Source organism: Desulfovibrio sp. Huiquan2017, from assembly GCF_017351175.1.
Taxonomy (GTDB): Bacteria; Desulfobacterota; Desulfovibrionia; order Desulfovibrionales; family Desulfovibrionaceae; genus Pseudodesulfovibrio.
This window is the reverse complement of sequence record NZ_JAFMPN010000026.1, coordinates 1-23,203: the sequence shown is the minus strand read 5'-3', so window position 1 is coordinate 23,203 and position 23,203 is coordinate 1. Positions and strand designations below refer to the sequence as shown.

Here is a 23,203-nt window from a genome sequence, read left to right as displayed (position 1 = left end):
TTATGACAACCGATTCCCCCCTGACCTTCGAACACGGCTACGACATTCGCTCCTACGAACCGCGCCCGGACGGCCGCGTGTCCGTGACCGCCATCTGCAACCAATTGCAGGACGCGGCCTCGCGCCATGCGGACCGGCTCGGCTTCGGCCACGGCGATCTGCAACAGAGCGGCCATTTCTGGATCCTGGCCCGTCTTCACCTCATGGTGGACCGGCTGCCCGGCTTCGGCGGACGCACGAACATCCTGACCTGGCCCTCGGGCAACGAGCGACTGGTGGCCCTGCGCGACTTCCTGATCTACGACGAGGATGGGGAAATGGGCCGGGCGACCACTTCCTGGGTAACCATGAACACGCGGACCCACCGTCCCGACGCACCCGAGACCGTGCTCAACGAGCGGTTCATCCCGGACCGCGAACACGCCCTGACCTTTCCCTCCAAGGCCGTAACCCGGCTTAAGGAAGGCGAATACGACACGACCCTCACGGCACGACGCGGCGACATGGACATCAACGGCCATGTGAACAACGTGAAGTATCTGGAATACGGCTTCGAGGCCGTGCCCGCCGAATGGATCGAGGAGCATCGCTGCCATGGGGTGGACATCCAGTTCCGCAGCGAGGCCTTCCCCGGCGACACGATCGTCTCCGCCTGCACCAAGGGCGAACCGGACCAAGGCATGGACACCTTCGTGCACAGCCTGACCCGGGCCTCGGACGGTCGGGAAATCGTGCGCATGCGCTCATGGTGGAAGCGGCCATGACCCGGGACATCCTTTTGCGCTTCGACATGGACGGCGTGGATTGGGCGGAAGCCGCCGAAATCTTCGAACGGGCCCCGCTGGGCACCCGTGAGCCGGACACCCTGCGCCGGACCTTCGAAAACAGCGACCTGACCTGTTTCGCCCAGGACGGGGAGCGGCTTGTGGGCATAGCCCGCGCCCTGAGCGACCACACGGTCCATTCGGTCATTTACGACTTGTGCATGTTGCCGGAATATCAGGGCAAGGGGCTGGGAACGCGAATGATGAAGGCCATGCTTGAACGGCTGGGCACGCCAAACGTGGTTCTGTGGGCCGTGCCGGGCAAGGAGCCGTTCTACGCCAGGTTGGGCTTCAAGCCCATGCGCACGGCCATGACCCTGGCCGAAAACCCCGAACGATCCGCCGCCAGGGGCTACATCACCCTGTAACGCGCTCGGCCATGACCTTGGCCAACAGCGTGGTCAGGGCCGAATCGTACCGCTTGCCGTCCCCGATGAGCATACGCACGGCCTCCGCCATATCCTTCGCCGAACGGTGGGGCCTGTCGCCGATAATGGCCGAAAAGGAATCGGCCACGGCGCACAGCCTGCCCGAGGTTGAGATGTCCCTGCCGAACCGGCGGGCAGGGTAGCCCGAACCGTCCAGCCGCTCGTGGTGTTGTTCCAGGCACTCCAGGATGATCGGGTCCTGGATCTTGAGCCGCCGGACCATATTCAATCCGGCATCGATGTGCCGCTCAATGGATTCCCGATCCCGGCGGATCAGAAACTGCTCCTTGTCGCGGATGAACTTCGGAACCATGACCATGCCCAGATCATGGAGCAACAGCCCGAGAATCAGGCTGATGAGCACGGTCTTCTCCACCTTGCCCCCGGTCAGGCGCAGATACAGGGCCAGGCCGATGAGCATGCTGTTCACCGAATGCACGGCCAGGTCGTAGTCGCGCTCCAGGGTATGCGTCAAAAAGGCCATCCGGCCAGGGTCGATCCAGACATATTCGGCCAGGACGAAGACATCCGTGCGCAAGGCCTCGAAGGTATCCTCGCGGGGCTGATTCAAAAATTCGCCCATGCGGTTGCGCAAGGCGATGAAGAATATCTCCGCCACCTCCACGGGCAGAAACCCTTCCTCCACCAGCAGCAGGCCGAGATTTTTGCTCAGATGCTCGGCGTAGACGCGATAGTCCTCGCGCAGCAGATACAGCAGCCCCTCCTCGGCGAAACGCGCCACCTCGGCCTGGCCGCCGCGCGAAAGCCGTTCCCCGCCGCGTATGTAACGGCCCGTGCGGCCCACATCCGGATTGAAAACGTACAGGTCCACGGGCGGCCGGAACTTGGGAAAACTCGCCAGGATATTGGGACTGATCTGCAGGTAGGTTTCGGAAAGGGAGCCGGAATCGATATATTCAGCCATGCACGCACCTTGGTTTTGTCCGCCATCTTCCCCTCCCATACCCGGAATCCCTCCTGTTTTAAAGAGAAGCGAGAATGGGCGAGCACCAAAAAAAAGCGGGCCCCGACATCGGGACCCGCCGAATGAAGGCTGAGGGGGACGGCTACTTGCTCTTGCCCTTGCCCCCGCCGTTGGAATTACCCGAATTGCCCTTTCCGTTGCTCTTGCCCTTGCCGCCGCCGTTGGAGCTGCCTGAATTACCACGCCCCGAAGCGTCGTTGCCCTTGGAGGAATTGGAATTCTTGGCCCCGGTCTTGGCCTTGTTCGAGGCCCGGCTCAATCCCACGGCCTTGGAGCCCTTGCCGCCGCTCACGCCCGGGGTCCTGGACAGGCCGGACTTGAGATTGCGGCCCGTGGCGTTGCCCGGCTGGGCGGCCACGGCGGCCTTGGCCCGGCCCACGCCACGACTCTTGGTTTCGGCCTGGGTCCGGTTGCGATGTTGATTCTTGTGCCCAAGGCCCAGCGTGCTCGGATGGACGCCCAATTCCTGGGCAATGACGCCCCAGCCCACGTTCTGGGCCCGCATGGAGGCTATGGTTTCCACGGACACGGAGGCGGCGTCGGCCACGGCCTGGGCAGCGCTGGCCTGGGCCGCGTCGAGGCTGGTCATGGCCGCGTCGAGTTGGGCCTGGGCCTCGGCTTCGGCCTCGACGTCCGCGGCGGCCTGGGCATCGGCCACGGCCTGTTGGGCATCGGCCACAGCCTGCTCGGCGTCGGCCACGGTCTGTTCTGCGTCGGCCACGGCCTGAGCGGATACGGCCGCAGCGGCGTCGGCCAGGGCCGAGGCCTTGGCGGCCTGGGCCGGGCTGGTGAAGGACGGAGCTTCCGCCTCGGTGTCGCCGGTCTCGCCGGTCGTATCGCCGGCGGTCTCATCCGTCTGCGCCATGGCGTGGGGAACCACGACGGCCGTAGCGAGGACCAGAACAGCAATCAACAGGCTAATTTTACTCATTATATTATACATAATAGTATTCTCCAATTTATTTACCGAACCTCGGTAATAAAGTTCACCGACTGGTCCAGGGCGAAGGTCTTGTCGCCCACTTGGACCTCTTCGGCGGTTCCGAACCAACTCAGAGGCAGCCTGCTCCAATCCACGTCCGGATTGCCGTTGAGCATGTAGTCGCGCACGGCGGTGGCGCGAGCCTTGGCCAACGGGGCATCCCCCTTGGCATAGGCGACGATGTTGACCACCAGCGCCTTGTTCACCCGCAGCATCGCACCGAGCACTGCCAACGAGGCTCTGGCATCGGCATCCAGGACATTGGTCCCGGGTTTGAACGTCATGTTCCGCAGCGTGACGTTGCGCTTTCCGATGATGTAATTGCGGTAGGTGAAGTCCCCGTGCAGATTGAGTTGCTCCGTGGCCGCCATGGCCATGCTCCCATCGGGATAAAACTCCAGGAACTGCTTCCATGCCGCGATCTCATCGCTCGTTCTGTCAAGTCCCCCCAAGGCCCGGGCCCTGTTGTAGAGCGCTTCCGGATTGTACGGGTCCAGCTTGAGGACCACGTCGTATTGCTTGAGGGCCTGCGCCCACTCTCCCCGGTCGGTATGGCCGTGTCCCAGGTAGAGGTGGGCGGAAACATGTTTCGGGTCCAGGCTGACGGCCTTCTCGTAGGCCGCCCTTTCCCGATCGAAATCCATCATCGCCCAATAGGCCACCCCGGTCCAAAAGACGTAATCCGCGTTTTCCGGGGCCAGGCGCACGGCCTTTTGCAGATAGGGCAGGCCGTCCTTGGGCTTGTTCATGGCCAGGTAGTATCGGCCGACATAATAGGCGGAGGCTGCATCGTCAGGGTTCTCCTTGAGCTGTTCGCCCATGACCTTGATTCCTTCCTCGTACTGCTCCTGTTCCAGATAGTACGGGCCCATCACCACGGCGCATCCGGCGGCAGCCAGGACGGATGCGATCAACAGCATCGCGATACACTTCTTCACGCAGAGACTCCCATGGGTTTCCGGGCCTCTCGACCCCTCGTATTGAATATACCGGGAATAGAGGATCAAGGTCACACAGAAATCAAGAAATGTTAATTAGAGATGGTGCGTCCGGTGAGATTGCGGCTGGTGAAGCCCAGGCGGATGAAGAGATCGTTCAGGGAACCGCGATCGGCAAGCACGGCGACCGCGCCCTCGGCTACTTCCCGATCGTGGAGGCCTCGTTGCCTGGCCATGAGCACGAGGCGGATGAAATAGCGCCATTCGGGAATCAGGGAATCGGCGTCGAACCCGGCTTCGAGCACGGTCCGGGTCAGGGCGTAGTCCATCTTGGCCTGGCCCAAGAGGGAAACCATCTCGGCGCCGATCAGGAAGGCCTCGGGCCGTCGCCCGGAAAACTCCTCGACGTATGCCTCGACATCCCCGCGCGGCGTTCCCTTGGAGACGCCCTCGCCCAAGGCGACCAGGACGCGGGGGTCGGCCTTCGCGGCAGAGCCGGACAGCAGTCCGTTCACGAAGCGGTAATCGTCGATGCGGTTCCGCAGGGCGCGGACGATGAGCGCGGGCCGCACGCGCTTGGACAACCCCTCTTCGAGCTTGTCCTCCAGCGGGGCCAGGGGAAGCTTTTGGCCGCAGGCCTCGAGGAGCGGCTCCAACAGGCTCGCCCCATCGGGCTCGGAGAGATCGCCCGAGGCCACGGCGGCGCGGACGCGATCCACGGTTTCGGTAAAGACGCCGCACTCGCGGGCGCGGTCGGCGAGGGTGGAAAGGATTGCATCCCCGGCCCCTGCCGGGCGTGCCGGGAAGGACAGGCACAGCGCCAGCAGGAAGGCCAGGGTATGGAGGCTATAGCGTTTGTTCATGTTCTCCATTCACAAAAACTATGGAATTTCGGTTACCAAACCCGTCGTCGCTGGTCATGGGCGCATCGGGATCGGGTACGAGCTGTTTCCCGTTGACCAGAAACAGGTATTCATGATCGCCCGGGGGAAGCTGGGCTTCAAGCATCCAGGCCTGTGCGTCCCGACTGTACCACATGACCGAACGATCCGCCCGCCAATTGTTGAAAGACCCGATGACCGAGACCTTGCGGGCGCTCATGTCCGCATCGTGCAGGATGAACCGCACGGTGGCAAGCCTCGGGCCGATGTCCTCCGGAGGTTTCCGGGTGGTCACGAAGACCAGGGCCAGCAGCGCCACGGCCAGGGTCATGGCCGGAATGGCGGTGATGGGCCGCACGGTCAGGACCCTGGGGCGCAGGAACCACAAGCGTACGCGCATCCACAGGGACGGCCGCTTGGGATGGAGCCGGGCCATGACCCGGTTGGCCAGATCGGCCGGGGCCTCGACCTCGGGGGAGGTCTGTACGGCATGTATGATGGTATCTTCCATACGTGTCTTGATCTGTTGTTTCGTCATGGGTTGTTCCCCCCGTCGAATTGCTGCCGGACCATGTCCAGCCCTCTGCTCAGACGCATCTTCGCCGCGCTGACGCTGATTCCCAGGGTCGCGGCGATTTCCTGCATGGAGAAGTCGTGCCGGTATCGGAGCATGAGCGCTTCCCGGTATTTCGAGTCCAGGTTCATCACGGCCTTGAAGGCCTTGGCCCCGTCGAGCCGGTCGTTCATGGCCTTGGGCTCGTCCCGGCGGTCCTGCTCGCGAACCATGACCGCCGCGTCTTCCACGAACACGTGTCTGTCGCGGCCGTCCTTGCGCAGCCAGTCCCGGGCCACGTTCAGCGCCAGCGTATACAGCCATGGGAAGAGCCGTCTGCGCAGGTTGAACGTGTCGAGCTTCTCATAGGCCCGGACAAAGGCCTCCTGGGCGAGGTCGGCCGAGATGTCCGCATCGCCCGTCATGCGCAGCATGAGATTGTAGATCGGCCCCTGGTACTTGCGCACCAAGGTCCCGTACAACTGGACGTCGCCCAGCAGTATCTTCCGTACAATGTCCGCTTCGCGTTTTTCTTTCATCACCTTTCCGGCGGGCCCGGAATGGGACCGCAACTCATCTGCATATTCCTATACGCTCCAAGAGCGGTTCGGGTCACAGACTCTTGCCCGAAGTTTGGGACTAGGCTATCACCATACACGCATACACAAGGAGATAACAACCATGGATACCCGCGACAATCCAGTGCTCCGGGCCATTCGCGAGCGCCGTTCCATCCGCAGGTTCACCGCCGACCCCGTTTCGAAAGCGGAACTGACCGCCATCCTCGAAGCCGGGCAATGGGCTCCCAGCGGCCTGAACAACCAGCCCTGGCGCTTCCTGGTCGTGACCCGCGACGACCCGCGCACGGAGAAACTGGCCGGGTGCACCAAGTACGCGCGCATTGTCCGCGATGCGGCGGCCTGCATCTGCGTCTGCCTCGACAAATCGGCCCTGTACAGCGAGATGAAAGATCACCAAGGGGCCGGAGCATGCATCCAGAACATGCTCCTGGCCGTCCATGCCCTCGGTCTGGGCGCGGTCTGGCTGGGCCAGATCGTCAACGACCAGGCCGCTTCCCTGTCGGCCCTCGGCCTGTCCGAGGCGGACTACGAACTTCAGGCCGTCCTGGCCCTGGGCCACCCGGACCAGGCGGGCGATTCCTCGCGCAAACCCCTCGACGAACTCATGCTGGAGACATTGTAATGGATATAGCGACCTTTCCGCTGGGCCCCCTGCAAACCAACTGTTACGTACTGGCCAACGGCGGCGAAGCCGTGGCCGTGGACCCGGGCGGCGACCCCGCCGTGGTGCTCAAGCACCTCGACGCCGAAGGCCTGACCCTGACCGCCATCCTGAACACGCATCTGCACTTCGACCATACCGGCGGCAACAAGGCCTTGTCCGAGGCCACGGGCGCGCCCATCCTGGCCAGCGACGCGGACGGCTACCTCCTGGACTCCTGGATGGGCAAGGGCGGCGACATGGGCGTACCGCCCGTCCCCCCCTATGTCTGGCGGAACCTCGAGCCGGGCGAAACCGTTTTCGCCGGGGCCCGATGCGCCGTGTTCCGCACGCCGGGGCATTCGCCGGGCAGCCTGACCTTCCATTTCCCGGAAGCCGGGGCCGCCTTCGTGGGCGATCTGATCTTCTACCGCTCCATCGGACGCACGGACTTTCCCGGCGGCGACCTCGACGTGCTCAAGCGCTCGGTCGAGGAACACATCTTCACCCTGCCGCCCGAAACCCGGCTGCTGTCCGGCCATGGCCCGGAAACCACGGTCGCGGACGAGCGCAACCACAACCCGTTTCTCGGAGGATTTTGATCATGAGCGAACCGGTAGCCATCGACATCCGAGACAAGTGTTGAGGGGTGGGACTGGAGGTAGGTTGGTACCTCCGTTTCGCCCGGGCCGACCGCATAGAGGCCCTGATCTCCCTCAAGGGGATTCCCCAGGTACGCCATGAGGCGCATATCTTCCCGGACTGGGAATTCGCAATCGAGGAATTCGAGGACCACGCCCGGGCAATCATGACCCGCAAGCAACCGATCTACGACAAGGAGCCGTAAATGAATCGCGCCGCCGTCTTCGCCTGCTCCCACCGCCGGGGAGGCAATTCCGACCGCGCCGCCGAGCTGCTGGCCCGTGGCGTGCGCGAAGCGGGCGGCGAGGCCGACGTACTCCACGTGCGCGATTTCGCGATCACGGCTTGCCTGGCCTGCGGCTATTGCAACACCCCGGAACGCACGGGCCGGGAGCGCTGCGTGCTCGGGCCCACGGACCAGGCCTGGGACCTGTTCGCTCCCTGTCTCGAAGCCCGGACCGTGCTGTTCGCCTCGCCCATATATTTCTACCACCTGCCCTCAAGGCTCAAGACCTGGATCGACCGGGGGCAGCAGTTCTGGCGGGCCCGACGCCACGACGAGCCGTGGATCGCGAACCTGCCCCGGCGCACGGCCCATGCGGTACTGCTGGCGGGCCAGCCCTCGGGCCGAAAACTCTTTGATGGGGCGCGGCTGACCCTTAAATATTTCGTACACAACTTCCGGATGGACCTGGCCGACCCCCTGGTCTTCCGGGGTGTGGACACCCGCAACGACCTGCGTTCCAAGGCGGACTTCGAGAAGCGGATCGTCCAACTGGGCCGCACGGCCTGGGAAACGGCCCGGGACGGAGCCGAATAGGGCCATGTTCCAGCCGGTCCTTCGCCTCGCCCGGCGACTCGGCCTGTCCGCCGGACGATGCCCGGTCTGCGCTTCGGTCATGGCCGACGGATTCGGGTCCCTGTGCCCGGACTGCGCCAAGGCGCTGCCCCTGCGCATCGGCGGACTGTGCCCTGCCTGCGGGGCGATGTCCGGCCGGGAGGCGGACCCGCCCTCGTTGTGCCCCGAATGCAGGTCGGCCCCGCCGCCCTGGGACGAACTCTATTTTCATGGTCCCTATGCCGGGGCCCTGCGCCAACTGATTCTGGGCTACAAATTCAATAACCGGTTCGAACGCAACAGGCTCCTGCGCATGCTTGGCGTGGCCGCCTTCGAAGCGCGCCGGGGACGATTGCCGGACGCGGTGGTCCCGGTGCCGCTGCATGACCGGCGGCTTGCATGGCGTGGCTTCAACCAGAGCCTGGAGATTGCGCGCGGCCTGGCCCGGCACGTGAACCGCCCCCTGCTGACCCACGGCCTGCGGCGGACGCGTAACACCCCGCCCCAGTCCCGGTTCGGGCTCAGGGAGCGGCAAGCCAACATCAAGGGGGCCTTCGCGGCGGACCCGGACCTGATCCGGGGCAGGCGGCTGCTCCTGGTGGACGACGTCTACACCACCGGCGCGACCCTGCGGGAATGCGCCGGAACCCTGAAGCGGGCGGGCTGCGAAGGCGTGGATGTCCTGGTCCTGGCCCGGACCCGGCGGGAGCTCGCCGGGGCCCTATAATGGATGTATTGGCCTGTGCGCGACGCGCTTCGCAAAAAAAAGCGAAAAAACCGGCTTCGGGGCTTGACTTACACGGTCGGTTGCGGCTAGGTTGCCTCCTCTTACGAATTGGAGGTTCACACTATGTTTGCTATTATCGAGACCGGCGGAAAACAGTACCGCGTTGAAGAAGGTCTTGAACTCAATGTAGATTTGCTGAAGGCTGATGCTGGCGACGCGCTGAGCATCGATTCCGTTCTCCTGGTTGACAAGGACGGCGACACCAAGATCGGCGCTCCCTATGTGGACGGTGCCAAGGTCGAGTGCGAAGTGCTGGGCCACCTGCGCGGCGACAAGATCGTGGTCTTCCACAAGTTGTCCAAAAAGGACGCCCGCAAGACCCAAGGTCACCGCCAGGATTACACCAAACTGAAAGTCAATTCCATCACGGCCTAGCGCCAGGAAGGGAGGATAACATGGCTCATAAGAAAGCTGGTGGTAGCTCCAGAAACGGACGCGACAGCGCCGGTCAGCGGCGCGGCGTGAAGCGCTTCGGCGGCCAGGAAGTGGTTGCCGGCAACATCCTCGTGCGTCAGCTCGGTACCAAATTTCACCCCGGCGACGGCGTTGGCGTTGGCAAGGATTACACCTTGTTTGCCCTGGTTGACGGCGTGGTCAAGTACGAGAAGTATACCCGCAAGAAGGTCGTCAAGACCCGCGTGAGCGTGACGCCCCCCGAGGCCTAAATTCCGGATAGCGCAAGCATAGTTGCCGGGCAGGGAGCCGTCATGCTCCCTGCCCGTTTTTTGCGTTCGGAATGATGGAAACCCCAAGGGCGAGGACAAGACATGAAATTCGTGGATGAAGCGACCATCAAGGTGGCGTCCGGCAAGGGCGGCAACGGCTGCGCCAGCCTGCGGCGCGAGGCCAACATGCCCAAGGGCGGCCCGGATGGCGGCGACGGCGGCAAGGGCGGCGATGTGATCCTGCGCGGTTCCGACCGGCTCATGTCCCTCTACGACTTCCGCCTGAAACGCCATTATACGGCACGCAACGGTCAGTCCGGCATGGGCCGGGACCGCTACGGCAAGGCGGCCGACGACCTTGTCGTGGATCTGCCCATGGGCACGCTTATCTTCGAAATCATCGAGGAGGAGGACGGCACGACCCGCGAGGAGTTCGTGATCGACCTGGTGGAGGACGGCACCGAGATCGTCATCTGCGAGGGCGGACGCGGCGGACGCGGCAATCTGCACTTCAAGTCCTCGATCAACCGCACTCCGCGCTACGCCGAGTCCGGCCTCCCGGGCCAGGAAAAACAACTCAGGCTGGAACTCAAGATCCTGGCGGACGTGGGGCTGCTCGGCCTGCCCTCAGCGGGCAAGTCCACCTTCATTTCCAAGGTCTCCGCAGCCCGGCCCAAGATCGCGGCCTATCCGTTCACCACGCTCGTGCCCAACCTCGGGGTCATCGAAGACGACGCCTTCAAGCGCATGGTCATCGCCGACATCCCCGGCCTCATCGAAGGGGCCTCCGAAGGACGCGGCTTGGGCATTACCTTCCTCAAGCACGTGGAGCGGACACGCTTCCTGGTGCATATCCTGGCCGCCGAAGACGTCAACCGCGATGACCCTGCGGACGGCTACGCCATGCTCAACCAGGAGCTGCGCGAGTACAACGACGAGATCGCGAAAAAGCCGCAGATCAAGGTCATCAACAAGATAGACACCCTGTCCGAAGCGGAACTGGCCGACATGAAGGCCAAAGTCGCCGCCTCCGGCGAAACCGTCTTCTTCATCTCCGCCCTGACCGGAGAAGGCGTGGACGAGCTGCTCACGGAGATGTGGCGGCAGCTCGCCCTGCTTGACGAAGCCTAGGGCTCTACTCGCCCCGCTCGGCAAAAACCGCCTTGGCCGCGAAGACCGCGTTCAGGGCCGCCGGGAACCCCGCATAGACCGAGATCTGGAGAAAGGTCTCGACAATCTCCTTCCGCGTCCAGCCCACGTTCAACGCCCCGTGCAGGTGGACCTTGAGCTGCGGCTCGCACCCACCCTTGGCGGCCAGGGCCGCGATGGTGATCAGCTCCCGCTCCTTGAGAGACAGCCCGGGCCGGGAATAGACGTCCCCGAATCCGTATTCGACCATAAGTTTCGCCAGATCCGGGGCGATGTCCCCCAGTGCCTCCATAACCTTGTCGCCCTGCTCGCCGTCCACGCGGGCGAGCATTTCCATGCCGCGTTCAAATCGTTTGTTGTCCATGACAACCTCCTTTTCGCCCACTCTGGCCCCGGCTCTGTAATACGTCCAATACTGCTTTTCAGGCGCTGTGATATGAGATACATATCATGCATGGACACTCGACAGATGCGATATTTCCTGGCCGTGGCCGAAACCTTGCACTTCCGCCGGGCGGCGGAGCGGCTACACATGACGCAACCGCCCCTTTCCCAGCAGATCGCCGCTTTCGAAGCAGAGCTGGGCGTGCCGCTGTTCGTGCGCGACCGGCGGTCGGTGGCCCTCACCGAGGCGGGCGAGAGCCTGCTTGCGGACGTGCGCCGCATCCTGGCGGACATGGAGGCGGCCGAACGGCGGGCGGTGGACACGGGAATGGGACGCACGGGCAGACTGCGCGTGGGCTTCATCGGCCCGGCCATCGACGGGCCGCTTTCGCCGGACCTGAAGCGATTCGGCGAGACCCACCCGGGCATCGCTTTGGAATTGTCGGAGAAATCCACCCCGGAATTGGTGGAACTGGTCCGGGGGAAGGGGCTGGACGCGGCCGTGGTCCGGTTGTCAGGGACCAATCCCGCCGGGCTTGAGCGGCACGTATATCACCGCGAGGCGTACGTCCTGGCCGTGCCCGCCGCCCACAGGCTGGCCCGAGTGCGGGCCATCAAGGCGGAGATGCTCGACGATGAGCCGCTGATCATGTTTCCGCGCGTCCTGAACCCGCTGCTGTACGATCAATGGGCCGCCCTGCTCGCCGGTGCCGGAGCGCGGTTGCGCGTGGCCCAGGAGGTCCTGACCAAGCACGCCACCGTGGCCCTGGTGGCCGCCGGATTCGGGGTTTCGCCCGTGCCCCGGTCCACGGCGGACACGGGCCGTCGGGACGTGGCCTTCGTGCCCTTTGCCGCGAAAACGCCAGAACTGAGATTTCACCTGATCACCCGCAGCGGGCCGCCCGGCCCAGCCCTGGCCGCTTTTCTGGGCCAACTTCTGCGCACCGGACACGCCAAAGACGCCTGACCGGCGGCCGGGGAACGCGTCCCTCGCCCGCCGGCGGCAACATCTTCGGCTCCTCTCCGGAAAAGCCGCCCGGCGGCCGCCTGCCGATCAGAGGCCCTGATATTCCCCGTCGAAACCCTTGAACCAGAATTTGCTGGCTTTGCCGTACGGGGCATAGGGTCCGCGCACGTTGCGATACGTCTCGTAGAAGTCGTCCATGGTTTGGTCGACCTCCTTGCCCATGGCGCGCAAAGCGGCGCGCGAATCCGGATCGGCCGTGTCGATGTCGCCCTTGTAGACCACGTTGAGGCCGTCCTTGCCGTCCGTCTCGTCGAGGCGGTCGTAGTCGGCCAGAGTCATCAGGGTGTCCGGCCCGTGGTCGTCCGGCTGGAGAAACTCCCGAGTCTTTTGGGACTCCATGGCCACGGTCTCGCCGTTTTCAAAAATTTCAGTGGTATGTTCGGACTGCTGGAGAACAGCGGGCCGGTCGCCGTCGGACAACGCGCCCGCGAGGCGGAAGGGCAGCCGGTCGTCCACACTCTGCCCCGTCGAACTCCGGGCCTGCTGACTGTCCTGCTTGCGCATGACCAACTCACCCTCTTCATAGAGTTCGGTGGTCCAATCCACGTCGAAAGGCTGTTGGAGCTTGCCGTACTTGGCCATCTGCGAAGCCGAGCCGTATTGCCCTTTGGCCGCGCCGTGCGCCGTGCCTTCCAGGAAGAATTCAGCCGCGGCCGAGCTTTCCGCCATCGTGGTGCCGAGCAGGTAATCGGCGTCCTTCGCCTCGGGGGTGAGATATGCCTCCGCGCTAAGGCCCAGGAGATCCAAGACGCCGGGCCGCTTCGCGAGTTTGTGCATGGGAGTCTCTTCCAGCCGGAAGGAGCCGTTGCCATGCTTGATCTTTTCGCCGTCCTTGTACCAGGTGATGTCCGCGGTCTGGTACTGCTTGCCGTCCTTGCCGCCGTCCCCGTCCTCCTGCTGGTCGGAAACCGTGGCTTCCCGCAGAAGACGGCCATCCCGGTCATAGTCATTGATGACCAGGGTCAACTCGGTGTCGTGGTAGAGTTCGCGGGTGGTCAGACCTTCCATGTCGTCCACCTTCTCCTCGTTGCGATTGGACTCCTGTGTGAATTCGCCAGACTGGTCGATGATCACGCTCCTGGAGAGCTGCTTGTTGTCGTAAAACTCCTGGATATCGGCGTGGTAGCTCAAATTGTGATTCTCGTGGGTGAGACTGCGGAGCAACTTGTCCGAGTCGCCGTCAACCTCGTCGGTCATACGCGAAAACTGGTTGTCGCCCACCTTTATGCTGCTCGTACCTATGTTGCGGGTGCGCAGGGTCATCTCGTCGCTCAGGGTACGCACGGTCCGCCCGTCTTCGAACCAGGTCACCGACCGGCTCATATTCGCGCCAGACCAACCGTTCTTGTCGTCAAGCCGGGTCAGTTCCGAGTGGATGGTCTGGGTGGCCTCCCCCTTCTTGTCGTAATAGGTGGTGTCGAGCACGGTCAGCCCTTCGACCATGGTTCCGTCCACGGACTTGACCAAGCGGTCCCCGTCGTACTCGCGCACGGTCAGTTTACCGCCTTCGATCTCCATGATCTCGGTATGCCCGTTCTTGAGGGTGCGCTCGGAATGGGTCCCCATCGTGGGGAGCAGCCATGGAGATTCGCGAGCCTTGGCGACGTCTTCCTCGCCGGTCTGGAACGGTGAGTATTTCTGAGCCTTAAGGCCCTCGAGACTGATGTTGACCGTATCTGCGGAAATGGGCGCACCGGCTTGACTGGCGTTGTCGCGGCGATTCCTGCTGTAGGAATAAGTCGGGGCCGTGGAAGTGGTGCCTATGGGGTCGACCATGCTCGCTCCTTGTTCCGGGCCATGGGGAATCCGCCCGGCTTATTGCTTCATATCGGCACTCGTTCATATTTCTTTATGTCGAAGTAATGGCAAATTAATTTTCTGGTGGGGTACACCCCCCCCCGAGAACGCCCACCCCGGCCAAGTCCCTTGTTGCAGGCCGGAACCAGTTGGAGTACCGTGCGCCCCATGACGAAATCGCCCATTACCCGAGACTCCCTGCTCGACAACGTCAGGCGGGTGGTGATCAAGGTCGGCTCGGCCGTGCTGACCACCCGCGACGGCCTGAACGGCGAGGCCATCAACCGCTTGGCCGATCAGTTGGCAGCGCTGTCCGACCGAGGCATGGACGTAATCCTGGTTTCCTCGGGCGCGGTGGCCGCAGGCAGGCAGCGCATCTTCGAGCGCACTTGCAAGAAACAACGCAACGGCAAGGACTTGGTCTCCCGGCAGGCGGCCTCGGCCGTGGGCCAGGGACGGCTCATGCACGACTACGACGAAGCCTTCGCCCGGCACGGCAAAGTCACGGCCCAGGTTCTGCTGACCCGCAGCGGCCTGAAGCTGCGCGACCGCTTCCTGAATGCGCGCAACACCTTGGAACGGCTCCTGGAATGGGGCGTCATCCCGATTATCAACGAAAATGACACAGTGTCCACCCGCGAGTTGGAATTCGGGGACAACGACACCTTGGCCGCCATGTGCCTGGGGCTGATCGGCGCGGACCTGTTCGTGAATATGACCTCGGCCGACGGGGTCTTCGACAGGAATCCCGACGCCGATCCAAACGCCACGCCCATCCCGCTCATTGAGGACATCGCGGCCCTGGACATCGAGACCATGTGCGACGGCAAGTCCAACGTCGGCACAGGCGGCATGTACTCCAAACTGCGCGCGGCCCGGCGGGCGGCCCAACTGGGCGTGCCCACCCTGATCCTCACGGGCAAGGGCGCATTCGACATCCCGAACGTGCTCTCGGGCGGCGAGGGCGGAACCCTGGTCCTGCCCGACGACCGGGCGGTTTCAAGCAAGAAATTCTGGCTGGCCTACCATGACGACCCGTCCGGGGCGATCCTGGTGGACAACGGCGCGGCCAATGCCCTGATGACCAAGGGCACGTCCCTGCTGCCCATCGGCATCACCGACGTGGCGGGCTGTTTCGAACGCGGGGCGCTGATCTTCATCAAAACCGCCGACGGCGACGAACTCGGCGTAGGACAGACCAACTACTCCGCCGACGAATTACGCCACATCAAGGGCAAACGCACGGACGAACTGGCGGCCATCATCGGCCCCACGACCTCCGACGAGGCCGTGCACCGTGACAACATGCTCCTGAACGCGGCCATCTGATGCGCAGGCTCTACCTCGACCGCAACCTCCAGTACGTCTTCGGCGTGACGCTCATGGCCGTACTCGGCGTGTCGTCCATCATTCCGGCCTTGCCCGACATCATGAAGGGGCTCAACCTGAGCGCGGTGCAGATCGGCCTGGTCATCTCCGCCTTCACCCTGCCCGGCGTACTCTTCTCGCCCCTGGTCGGCATCATGGCCGACCGCGTGGGCCGCAAGGTGGTCCTGGTGCCCTCGCTGTTCATCTTCAGCGGGTTCGGCTTCGCCTGTTTCTTCGCCCATACCATGCAACAGCTTCTGATCCTGCGCTTCTTGCAGGGCGTAGGCGCGGCCCCGCTAGGCGTGCTCTACTCGACCATGATCGGCGACCTGTACACCGGCCCGGAACGCGGCCAGGCCATGGGCTACAACGCCTCGGTCCTGGCCATGGGCACGGCCGGATATCCGGCCGTGGGCGGCGTCCTGGCCCTGCTCGGTTGGAACTATCCCTTCATCCTGCCCCTGCTGGCCGTGCCGCTGGGCCTGGCCATCCTCTTTTTCATGAAGACCCCCGAGCCGGACAAACACGGAAGCCTCAAGGATTATTTCGCAAACGCCTACCGGCGGATGAAGACGCGCGAGACCATGGCCTTGTTCGCCACCACCCTGTTGACCTTCATCATCCTGTACGGCCCGCTGATCACGTATCTGCCCATCCTGCTCAACCACCGCTTCAAGGCCTCGCCCGCGACCATCGGCCTGGTCTTCCTGGCCGCTTCGGGCTTCACCGGACTGGCCTCGTTCCAACTCGGCAAGCTGACTCAGCGCTTCGGCCAGCGCACTCTGCTCTCCGCCGCCGCCGTGTTCTACGGCCTGTGCATGGTCTTCACGCCCCACGCCCCGACCCTGGCCCTGACCATTCCGCCGGTCATCTGCTTCGGCCTGGCCCAGGGACTGAACATCCCCACGGTCATGACCATGCTGACGACCATCGCGCCCATGGAACAGCGCGGCGCGTTCATGGCCGCCAACGGCCTGCTCCTGCGCCTGGCCCAGACCGTGGCCCCGATGATCATGGGTGGGCTTTACGCCCTGGGCGGCATGGACGCCGTGTACTGGGGCGGATTCGCCTGCGCCGCAGCCATCCTCGTCCTGGCGCGCTTCTACATCGTCAACATCGACCACAACGCCCCTAAGCCCCCGGCCGAAACACACCGATAAGACGGCATGACATCCATCCGCTCCCGCCTACAGCACAGGCTCAATCCCCTGCACGTCTATTGCAGGCTCCGCTCGATCGGCATGGCCCATCGCACGGCAGTCCTCGTCTGTAGCTGCTGGGAACGCACTCTGTACCGGCATATCCTGTCCTGATTTCCGCCCGGATTCTCCCGCGCCGGTCGGCCCGATGCTACGACGCCCGGTAACGCCGGATGAACGCATCCAGCCGGTCGCGTTGCCGCTCCATGTGCAGAACCCACGCCTCCAGAACTTCAAGCCCCTCGGCCGTGACCGAATAGACCCGCTTGGCCGGGCCGTCCCCCTCGGCGTCCCAGGAAGAGACGACCAGCCCCTCCTCGTCCATCTGACGCAGGTGGCGATAAATCATGCCCGGCGGCGCATCCCCCTGCAAAAAGCCATATTCCCCGATGGTTTGAATAAGTTGATACCCATAGGAAGGCCCGCCCGTCAAAGCCATGAGCAGGGAAGGCTGAATGTATCGCTGCGGCTTGGAGCCGCCCACTTTTTTCGACATGATTGTAACATCCTTCTTGACCATATGTGCTTAGAAGATATATATACAGTATAAACAATTGTCCATTGAGGCACAAGCCAAGGAGGCAATCATGAAGATTTTCGTGCGAGACCGCATGCGGGCCGAGGCAGGAACCAAGAAGCCAAGATTCCGCGTTGTCGGCGTCCAGGGCGGTGATCTGAAGATCTATGCCAAGCGCATCCGCAAGTGCGAACTGAAGGAACTGGCCGAGCACACGGGTGCCGAGATCATCTACCTCTCCCGCGACGGCAACGGAGCCGAAGGAGATAAAAACGCGTAACCCTCTCCCCATGTCCCCAGGAAAAGGCCTCCGACTCAACAGCGAGTCGGAGGCCTTTTTTCGGTCTTCGCAAGACGCCCTGAAGCGGGTGCGGAGGCCGGGCGTCAATCCTTGTAGATAATCGTGCCGACATGCTCGCCGTCGAGGGCGGCATGCAGATGCTCCGGGTGGCGGAGGACGTCGATGATCTGGAACGACTTGAGGGTCTTGGCGTTCTTCAGGAAAGTCAGGACCGGTCGCTCAACGATGAGGTCGTCGAGGTCGAGCTTAAGTAGTTCGTCCACGTGAATCCTGTCGAAAAACCTGAGAGCGTCGCGATCCTTGGCCTTCTTGGGGTCGCCGTCGAACATGCCCTTCTCGTCCTTGAGATAGATAAGCGAACGCGCCCCGATATTTTCAGCCAGGAGGAAGGCCCCGGAATCGGTCCGGTGAGGCGGAATGGAGCCGTGCTCGGCCGGATGTTCAAAAAAGCCGTAAGGCGGGATGCCGGTGGTGATCGGCAGATAGCCGAGCTGGCAATACATGTGCAGTTGCTCCAGATGATCGCCGTGGCCGATGAGGGCTCCGCCGTGCTTGGCCAGCAGAACCGAGAGCATCTCGGCGTTCTGAGCCGAGACCTTGTCGCCGAGCTTGGACAGGACGCCGGTGGGCATGCCCAGGTCCACGCCGATGGAATAGACGTGGCGGGCCCGGGTGCCGCCGCCGCACATGAGCAGGATCTTGTGCTTTTCCTTGGCCTTGACTAATTCCTTGAGAATGGGGAACAGCGCCTTGGCTCCCCGATCCATGATGGACTGGCCGCCGATCTTGAGTACATTGACTTCCGGCTGCATGCGGAAATACTCGCTCGCCTCGGTGCTCTTGAGCACGGCGCGGTCCACCAGGGACTCGCCCATGAGCGGAGTGTCGATATGCAGCCTGCCCTTTGCATCCTTTTCCTTGATCAGCTTGCCCATGGGTGCCCCCTCCAGGTCGGTTGTCAGATTATCGGATATTGTACCTGCCCAGGGGAAAATGGCAAGCCGCTTAGAATTGCGCCCGGTTGAGCATTATGCCTAGATGGCGATCCGGCCCTTTTCGATAATCCAGTTCATGCAGATGCCCACGCCGAAGGCCCAGGCCAGGTTGGAAGCCATGGTGATGCCGAGCATGACCATCATGACGAACAGGCCGGAGCGGGTCTGGACGTCCTGGATGGTCAGGGCGAGCTGCGCCCCTGCATAGAAAAGGAGCATGCCGAGCACGCCCATGGGCAGCAGGTGCAGGATGTTGATGGACTGGGAGCCCAGCAGCACGGCCAGGGCCACGAACAGCACGCCGATGATCACGTTGGAGCCCGCCGTGCGCGCCCCGAAGGCGTAGTGTGCGGCCAGGCCGCCCGCGCCGTGGCAGACGGGCATGCCGCCCACCAGGGCCGCGAAGACGTTGGCCAGCCCCATGGATATGCACAGGGAGCGGTCCGTGACCCGCCGACTTTCGTTGCCGAAATACTCGAAGCTCAGGTCCCGGCTGGCGATGACCGCGTTGCCCATGGTCATGGGAATCTGCGGGGCCACCAGGGCGAGAAGCGCGAAACCGAAGTCCGGCATGGCCGGAATGCCGAAAGGCAGGATCTCGGGCAGATGCAGGCCGATGTGGATGTCCACCAGCTCTCGCCATGCACCGAACAACGTCCCGAATATCGCGCCGGAGACGACCACCACCAGCCCGGCCGGAAAGCGATTGCTGCGCAAAAAAAACAAGGTGACGAGCCCGAAGACCACGCCCGAAACCACGGACATGGGCACCGGCCCCAGGGACTGAACGACCAAAAACGGCTCCACGACTCCATTCATGAGCTGGAGCGGGTTTTTGCCCACGATGAGGAAGACGCCCTTGGACAGGAGCAGAATGCCGGTGGACAGTTGCACACCCCGGATGACCGGCTTGGGCACCAGGCGGGCCACCCGGTCCACCAGCCCGGTGGTGCCGAGAAACAGGAGGATGACGGCCAGGAGAATGCCCGAGGCGGTGATCATCTGAGGTGAAAGGGCCAAGCCGATGGCGTAGGCCGAGATAACCTTCATGGGCTGCACCGCAATGGGCACCCGGTAGTAAAAGCCGGCCAGGAGATACATGAGCCCTACGGTCAGGAAGAGCCCCGTGGCGGACAGCCCGTTGATCATGATCATGCCAAAGGCCAGCGGCAGCAGCGTGCCCAGATCGCCCATGGAGCCCGCCCATTCCATCCTGTTGAAACTGAGTCGCATACGGCTATCCTCTGGTTGATATCCTCGCACTTCAGGAGGATTTAGCAGATCGGGAACAATCCCTGCAACCGCAATATCGCCATTGGTGCGGCCGTTGCCGCCATATTTTCCATATATGGCGTACAACCAGGCAATACCTCCACCCCTTGGCGCGGCAACGCCGGAAGAACCGCCTTCCGCGCACGGAGCGTTTGACTTCCCGCCAAGTTTCCCCGACAATTTGACCCTAAATTACGGTCCGTTTCCGGCAACCAGGAGCCAGGCATGAAACACGAGTCCATCAGCAAGCGCGACATGAAGCGGTATCAGCTTCAAGCCAAGTCCATCATAGAGACCCTGCCGTTCATCACCGAATTCTACGGCCAGACCATCGTCATCAAGTACGGCGGCAACGCCATGATCGACGAGGATTTGAAGCGCGCCTTTGCCCTGAACATCATTCTGCTCAAGTATATCGGCATCAATCCGGTGGTGGTGCACGGCGGCGGGCCGCAGATCGGCAAAATGCTCAAGGCCCTGAACATCGAGTCCCACTTCCGCGAGGGGTACCGTGTCACGGACCAGGCCACCATGGATGTGGTCGAGATGGTCCTGGTGGGCAAGGTCAACAAGGAAATCGTCAACCTGATCAACCTGCACGGCGGCCAGGCCGTGGGGTTGTCCGGCAAGGACGGACGGCTGATCACGGCCGAGCCCAAGGAACTGGCCGTGGAGAAGAAGGACGCCCCGCCCGAGATCATCGACCTGGGCAAGGTGGGCGAGGTCACCTCGGTGAACACCAAGCTCATCCACTCCCTGCTGAATGACGGGTTCATCCCGGTCATAGCACCCGTGGGCGTGGACGATAAGGGCGCGACCTACAACATCAACGCCGACTCCGTGGCCGGGGCCGTGGCCACCGCGCTGGGGGCCAAACGCCTCTACCTGCTGACCGACGTGCCCGGCCTGCTCGATGCCGAGGGGCAGTTGATCACCTCCCTGACCGCCAAGGAGGCCTTCGAGGCCATCCGCTCGGGCGTGGTCACCGGCGGCATGATCCCCAAGATCACATGCTGTCTGGAAGCCGTGGCCGGAGTGGAGAAGTCGGCCATCATCGACGGCCGGGTGGAAAACTGCATCCTCCTCGAACTATTCACTAAATCCGGTATCGGCACCGAGATCGTCTACTAGGCCCATGCACGGATTCTTCACCATCATATCGCGTTCCGAATTTGAGGCGCTGTTGCGCGGCTTCACCCCGCTTCCCGCCGAGACCGTGGACCTGGCCCGGGCGGCCGGGCGCGTCCTGGCCCAAGACCTGACCGCTCCCCACGACTGGCCCCTGCTCGCCCGCTCGTGCATGGACGGTTTCGCGGTCAACGCCCGCGATGTGTTCGGGGCCGGAGAGTCCAATCCCGGCTACCTGGAATGCGTGGCCGCCCTGTCCATCGATAAGTTGCCGGACATCGTCCTGAGCCCCGGCGAATGCGCGCGCATCGCCACCGGCGGCGTGCTGCCCGAGGGTGCGGACGCCGTGGTCATGGTCGAGCACACCCAGGCCATGCAGGACGAAACCGTGGGCGGAACCATCGAGATCCGCAAGTCCCTGGCGCCGTTCGACAACGTCATGCAGCGCGGCGAGGATGCCATACAAGGCACCACGGCCCTGCCCGAAGGCACGGTCCTGCGCCCCCAGGAGATCGGCCTGGCCGCAGCCCTGGGATTCGAGAAACTGCCCCTGCGCAGACGGCCCCGCGTAGCCATCCTGTCCACGGGCGACGAACTCATCAAGGTTAGCGAAACCCCCGACCCGGGCCAGGTGCGCGACGTGAACACCCACACCGTGGCCGCCCTGGTGGAACAGGCGGGCGGTCTGCCCGTGCCCTATGGCATCGTCAAGGACGACCTGGAGAGCCTCGGCCGGGCGCTTACTGCGGCCATCGCCGAAAACGACGCGGTCCTGTTGTCCGGCGGCAGCTCCATCGGCGTGCGCGACCTGACGGTCCAGGCCATCGAAGCCATGGAGGACGCACGAATCCTGGCCCACGGAGTGGCCATCAGCCCAGGCAAGCCGACCATCCTCGGCCGTGTGGACGGCAAGCCCGTGCTCGGCCTGCCCGGCCAGGTGACTTCGGCCCTGGTGGTGGTCCACGTCCTGGTCCTGCCGCTCCTGCGCCACATGCAGGGTGACCCGGCCGCCTTCTCCCCCGCCCGCCGCTGCCTGCGCAAGGCACAGCTCGCCCGCAACGTAGCCTCCAAGCCCGGCCGCGAGGACTACGTGCGCATTCGCCTGGAAGAGCGCGAGGGGCGGCCGCCCCTGGCCCACCCGGTGCTCGGCAAATCGGGCCTGCTGCGGACCATCGTCCAGGCCCATGGCCTGGCCGCCATCCCGGCCGACTCCGAAGGGCTCTACGCCGATGACTTGATTGATGTCTGGATTATATAACAGTCTGAATAGACTGACATTCGATTAAAAATCTTCCATCTGGCCATCAAGTTCGAGAATCCTCCAACCCTCCGCGCCCTTCATCAGCACGAAGACCGAATCCTCTTCCAGGTTCCTGTCCAGCTTACCCACCTGTATGCGATAGGTTCCGAAGGCGCGGACCTCGGCCACGTCCTTGTCCATGTAGACCAGCTCGAACCCGAGCCCGGACGGATCCACCTTGGCCGCGCGAAACAGCTTGTAGGTGCCGCGCTGGCGCTGAATCTCCTTGAAGACCTCGAATTGAAAATCGAAACGGTCCCGCACGTGGGGCGCGAACAGCAGGCTGTAGTCATCGTCCAGGGAGGCCTGCCTGACGTAGAAATCCCGAAGCAGGTCCCGTATCTTCCCAGGCACGGGATTGATCGTGTCGGCAGGCGGCACCTGCGGCACGAAGGCATCCCGGCCCCCGCCCGCCTCGACCCCGTGCTCCGGTGCGGGCATCAGGGTCACGTACAGCTTGACCTCGGAAACGGCCAGTTTCATGCGCGCCAGGGGCACGCCCTCGGGAAAGACCGAATCGACGACGATTCGCAATGACTTGAATGGATTGCCCGGGCATTTGACGATCTGCTCACCCGGTTCGTCGCGCAGCCAGAAGGGAAATTCCGAGCCGTCGGGATAGACCACCCGGCCCGAGCGGACGCGCCGAAACTTTTCGAACTGCCCCGGCCCCTGGTGCCCGTTGTAGATGCCCAACCCCGTGACCCGCACCGGGACGTCGAAGGAGAACTCCATCCACTGCCCTTCGCCCGAGGAAATGCTCCCCCCGGCCCAGGCCGTGGCCGGGTTCCCGTCCATCAGGTTGCCCGGGGCATACTCAAGCCCCAGGTCCATCTTGAAGCTGGACACCCGGACGTTCACGTCCAACGCCCACGCCGCCCCGCTCCACGCCAGGACGGCCGACACGATCAGGCTCAAGACGATAAGACGAAGACCACGCATGCCGACTCCTCTATCACATCACCCCGGAACCCGTCCCCTACAAAAATACCATGTCGGCACTCCCGAGTTTTGCTGGTAAC

General features: G+C 63.4%; 29 protein-coding genes. 17 read left to right on the top strand and 12 right to left on the bottom strand.

Features of this window, described 5'->3' with window-relative positions; all coding sequences use genetic code 11:
- The first annotated feature begins 2 nt into the window (after positions 1-2).
- Both J0909_RS17880 and J0909_RS17875 read left to right on the top strand, forming a co-directional pair.
- Positions 3-764, top strand: a complete 762-nt coding sequence (locus J0909_RS17880; RefSeq protein ID WP_207265026.1) for an acyl-[acyl-carrier-protein] thioesterase — start codon at positions 3-5, stop codon at positions 762-764.
- The gene (locus J0909_RS17875) at positions 761-1,192 is read left to right on the top strand and encodes a GNAT family N-acetyltransferase (protein ID WP_207265025.1); all 432 of its coding nucleotides are present in this window, start codon (positions 761-763) and stop codon (positions 1,190-1,192) included. The genes J0909_RS17880 and J0909_RS17875 overlap by 4 nt, the downstream gene beginning before the upstream one ends.
- On the opposite strand, the gene J0909_RS17870 is transcribed toward J0909_RS17875, so the two are convergent.
- The 6 genes from J0909_RS17870 to J0909_RS17845 all read right to left on the bottom strand — a co-directional run bounded on the left by J0909_RS17870 (position 1,182) and on the right by J0909_RS17845 (position 6,130).
- Complete coding sequence (locus tag J0909_RS17870; RefSeq protein WP_207265024.1) at positions 1,182-2,177, bottom strand: HD-GYP domain-containing protein; 996 nt, start codon at positions 2,175-2,177, stop codon at positions 1,182-1,184. The genes J0909_RS17875 and J0909_RS17870 overlap by 11 nt on opposite strands.
- 142 nt (positions 2,178-2,319) lie before the next feature.
- The gene (locus J0909_RS17865; protein WP_207265023.1) at positions 2,320-3,168 is read right to left on the bottom strand and encodes a hypothetical protein; all 849 of its coding nucleotides are present in this window, start codon (positions 3,166-3,168) and stop codon (positions 2,320-2,322) included.
- A gap of 32 nt (positions 3,169-3,200) precedes the next feature.
- Complete coding sequence (locus J0909_RS17860; protein WP_207265022.1) at positions 3,201-4,157, bottom strand: tetratricopeptide repeat protein; 957 nt, start codon at positions 4,155-4,157, stop codon at positions 3,201-3,203.
- 92 nt (positions 4,158-4,249) lie between these two features.
- On the bottom strand, positions 4,250-5,020 hold the full coding sequence (locus J0909_RS17855) for a hypothetical protein (RefSeq protein WP_207265021.1): 771 nt from the start codon (positions 5,018-5,020) through the stop codon (positions 4,250-4,252).
- The gene (locus J0909_RS17850; RefSeq protein WP_207265019.1) at positions 5,004-5,576 is read right to left on the bottom strand and encodes a glycogen-binding domain-containing protein; all 573 of its coding nucleotides are present in this window, start codon (positions 5,574-5,576) and stop codon (positions 5,004-5,006) included. Before J0909_RS17850 ends, J0909_RS17855 begins: the two co-directional genes overlap by 17 nt.
- On the bottom strand, positions 5,573-6,130 hold the full coding sequence (locus J0909_RS17845) for an RNA polymerase sigma factor (RefSeq protein ID WP_207265017.1): 558 nt from the start codon (positions 6,128-6,130) through the stop codon (positions 5,573-5,575). Before J0909_RS17845 ends, J0909_RS17850 begins: the two co-directional genes overlap by 4 nt.
- Before the next feature lie 142 nt (positions 6,131-6,272).
- Between J0909_RS17845 and J0909_RS17840 the strand changes: the two genes are divergently transcribed.
- The 8 genes from J0909_RS17840 (at position 6,273) to obgE (ending at position 10,875) form a co-directional block, all read left to right on the top strand.
- The gene (locus J0909_RS17840; RefSeq protein ID WP_207265015.1) at positions 6,273-6,794 is read left to right on the top strand and encodes a nitroreductase family protein; all 522 of its coding nucleotides are present in this window, start codon (positions 6,273-6,275) and stop codon (positions 6,792-6,794) included.
- On the top strand, positions 6,794-7,414 hold the full coding sequence (locus J0909_RS17835; protein ID WP_207265013.1) for an MBL fold metallo-hydrolase: 621 nt from the start codon (positions 6,794-6,796) through the stop codon (positions 7,412-7,414). Before J0909_RS17840 ends, J0909_RS17835 begins: the two co-directional genes overlap by 1 nt.
- Before the next feature lie 47 nt (positions 7,415-7,461).
- On the top strand, positions 7,462-7,659 hold the full coding sequence (locus J0909_RS17830) for a hypothetical protein (protein ID WP_207265011.1): 198 nt from the start codon (positions 7,462-7,464) through the stop codon (positions 7,657-7,659).
- Complete coding sequence (locus J0909_RS17825; RefSeq protein ID WP_207265009.1) at positions 7,660-8,274, top strand: flavodoxin family protein; 615 nt, start codon at positions 7,660-7,662, stop codon at positions 8,272-8,274.
- 4 nt (positions 8,275-8,278) lie between these two features.
- Positions 8,279-9,019, top strand: a complete 741-nt coding sequence (locus J0909_RS17820) for a ComFC family protein (RefSeq protein WP_207265007.1) — start codon at positions 8,279-8,281, stop codon at positions 9,017-9,019.
- A 123-nt stretch (positions 9,020-9,142) separates the two neighbouring features.
- Positions 9,143-9,454, top strand: a complete 312-nt coding sequence (gene rplU, locus J0909_RS17815) for a 50S ribosomal protein L21 (protein WP_207265005.1) — start codon at positions 9,143-9,145, stop codon at positions 9,452-9,454.
- A gap of 20 nt (positions 9,455-9,474) precedes the next feature.
- Complete coding sequence (rpmA, locus tag J0909_RS17810) at positions 9,475-9,744, top strand: 50S ribosomal protein L27 (protein ID WP_207265003.1); 270 nt, start codon at positions 9,475-9,477, stop codon at positions 9,742-9,744.
- Between the two features lie 102 nt (positions 9,745-9,846).
- On the top strand, positions 9,847-10,875 hold the full coding sequence (gene obgE, locus J0909_RS17805; protein ID WP_207265001.1) for a GTPase ObgE: 1,029 nt from the start codon (positions 9,847-9,849) through the stop codon (positions 10,873-10,875).
- 4 nt (positions 10,876-10,879) lie between these two features.
- Here the strand turns inward: obgE and J0909_RS17800 are convergent, their stop codons facing one another.
- A complete protein-coding gene (locus tag J0909_RS17800; protein ID WP_207264999.1) occupies positions 10,880-11,257 on the bottom strand; it encodes a carboxymuconolactone decarboxylase family protein in 378 nt (125 codons plus the stop codon).
- A gap of 72 nt (positions 11,258-11,329) precedes the next feature.
- Between J0909_RS17800 and J0909_RS17795 the strand changes: the two genes are divergently transcribed.
- Positions 11,330-12,244, top strand: a complete 915-nt coding sequence (locus J0909_RS17795; protein WP_286182130.1) for a LysR family transcriptional regulator — start codon at positions 11,330-11,332, stop codon at positions 12,242-12,244.
- 87 nt (positions 12,245-12,331) lie between these two features.
- Here J0909_RS17795 and J0909_RS17790 read toward each other — a convergent pair whose 3' ends face one another.
- Positions 12,332-14,080 (bottom strand): hypothetical protein, encoded by a 1,749-nt coding sequence (locus J0909_RS17790; RefSeq protein WP_207264997.1) that lies wholly within the window; start codon positions 14,078-14,080, stop codon positions 12,332-12,334.
- A 189-nt stretch (positions 14,081-14,269) separates the two neighbouring features.
- Between J0909_RS17790 and proB the strand changes: the two genes are divergently transcribed.
- Genes proB through J0909_RS17775 form a run of 3 tightly spaced genes read left to right on the top strand, consistent with a single transcriptional unit; the run spans position 14,270 to position 16,782 of the window.
- Positions 14,270-15,430, top strand: a complete 1,161-nt coding sequence (gene proB / locus J0909_RS17785; RefSeq protein ID WP_207264995.1) for a glutamate 5-kinase — start codon at positions 14,270-14,272, stop codon at positions 15,428-15,430.
- Positions 15,430-16,629: an MFS transporter gene (locus J0909_RS17780; RefSeq protein ID WP_207264993.1), complete on the top strand. Its 1,200-nt coding sequence runs from the start codon at positions 15,430-15,432 to the stop codon at positions 16,627-16,629. Before proB ends, J0909_RS17780 begins: the two co-directional genes overlap by 1 nt.
- 6 nt (positions 16,630-16,635) lie before the next feature.
- Positions 16,636-16,782, top strand: coding sequence for a hypothetical protein (locus tag J0909_RS17775; RefSeq protein ID WP_207264991.1), 147 nt, complete (start codon positions 16,636-16,638; stop codon positions 16,780-16,782).
- 37 nt (positions 16,783-16,819) lie between these two features.
- On the opposite strand, the gene J0909_RS17770 is transcribed toward J0909_RS17775, so the two are convergent.
- Positions 16,820-17,164 carry a helix-turn-helix transcriptional regulator gene (locus J0909_RS17770; protein WP_207264990.1) on the bottom strand — a complete coding sequence of 115 codons (345 nt, stop codon included), beginning with the start codon at positions 17,162-17,164 and terminating at the stop codon, positions 16,820-16,822.
- Positions 17,165-17,255: 91 nt separating this feature from the next.
- On the opposite strand from J0909_RS17770, the gene J0909_RS17765 reads away from it, so the two are divergent.
- Positions 17,256-17,465: a hypothetical protein gene (locus tag J0909_RS17765; protein ID WP_207264989.1), complete on the top strand. Its 210-nt coding sequence runs from the start codon at positions 17,256-17,258 to the stop codon at positions 17,463-17,465.
- 104 nt (positions 17,466-17,569) lie between these two features.
- Here J0909_RS17765 and J0909_RS17760 read toward each other — a convergent pair whose 3' ends face one another.
- Both J0909_RS17760 and J0909_RS17755 read right to left on the bottom strand, forming a co-directional pair.
- Positions 17,570-18,421, bottom strand: coding sequence for an amino acid kinase family protein (locus J0909_RS17760; RefSeq protein WP_207264988.1), 852 nt, complete (start codon positions 18,419-18,421; stop codon positions 17,570-17,572).
- Between the two features lie 99 nt (positions 18,422-18,520).
- Positions 18,521-19,714: a putative sulfate/molybdate transporter gene (locus J0909_RS17755; RefSeq protein ID WP_207264987.1), complete on the bottom strand. Its 1,194-nt coding sequence runs from the start codon at positions 19,712-19,714 to the stop codon at positions 18,521-18,523.
- 294 nt (positions 19,715-20,008) lie between these two features.
- Here J0909_RS17755 and argB point away from each other — a divergent pair, with 294 nt between their 5' ends.
- The gene (gene argB / locus J0909_RS17750) at positions 20,009-20,884 is read left to right on the top strand and encodes an acetylglutamate kinase (protein WP_207265038.1); all 876 of its coding nucleotides are present in this window, start codon (positions 20,009-20,011) and stop codon (positions 20,882-20,884) included.
- Positions 20,885-20,888: 4 nt separating this feature from the next.
- On the top strand, positions 20,889-22,139 hold the full coding sequence (locus J0909_RS17745) for a molybdopterin molybdotransferase MoeA (protein WP_207264986.1): 1,251 nt from the start codon (positions 20,889-20,891) through the stop codon (positions 22,137-22,139).
- Between the two features lie 24 nt (positions 22,140-22,163).
- Here J0909_RS17745 and J0909_RS17740 read toward each other — a convergent pair whose 3' ends face one another.
- Positions 22,164-23,123: a discoidin domain-containing protein gene (locus J0909_RS17740; RefSeq protein ID WP_207264985.1), complete on the bottom strand. Its 960-nt coding sequence runs from the start codon at positions 23,121-23,123 to the stop codon at positions 22,164-22,166.
- Positions 23,124-23,203 lie beyond the last annotated feature (80 nt).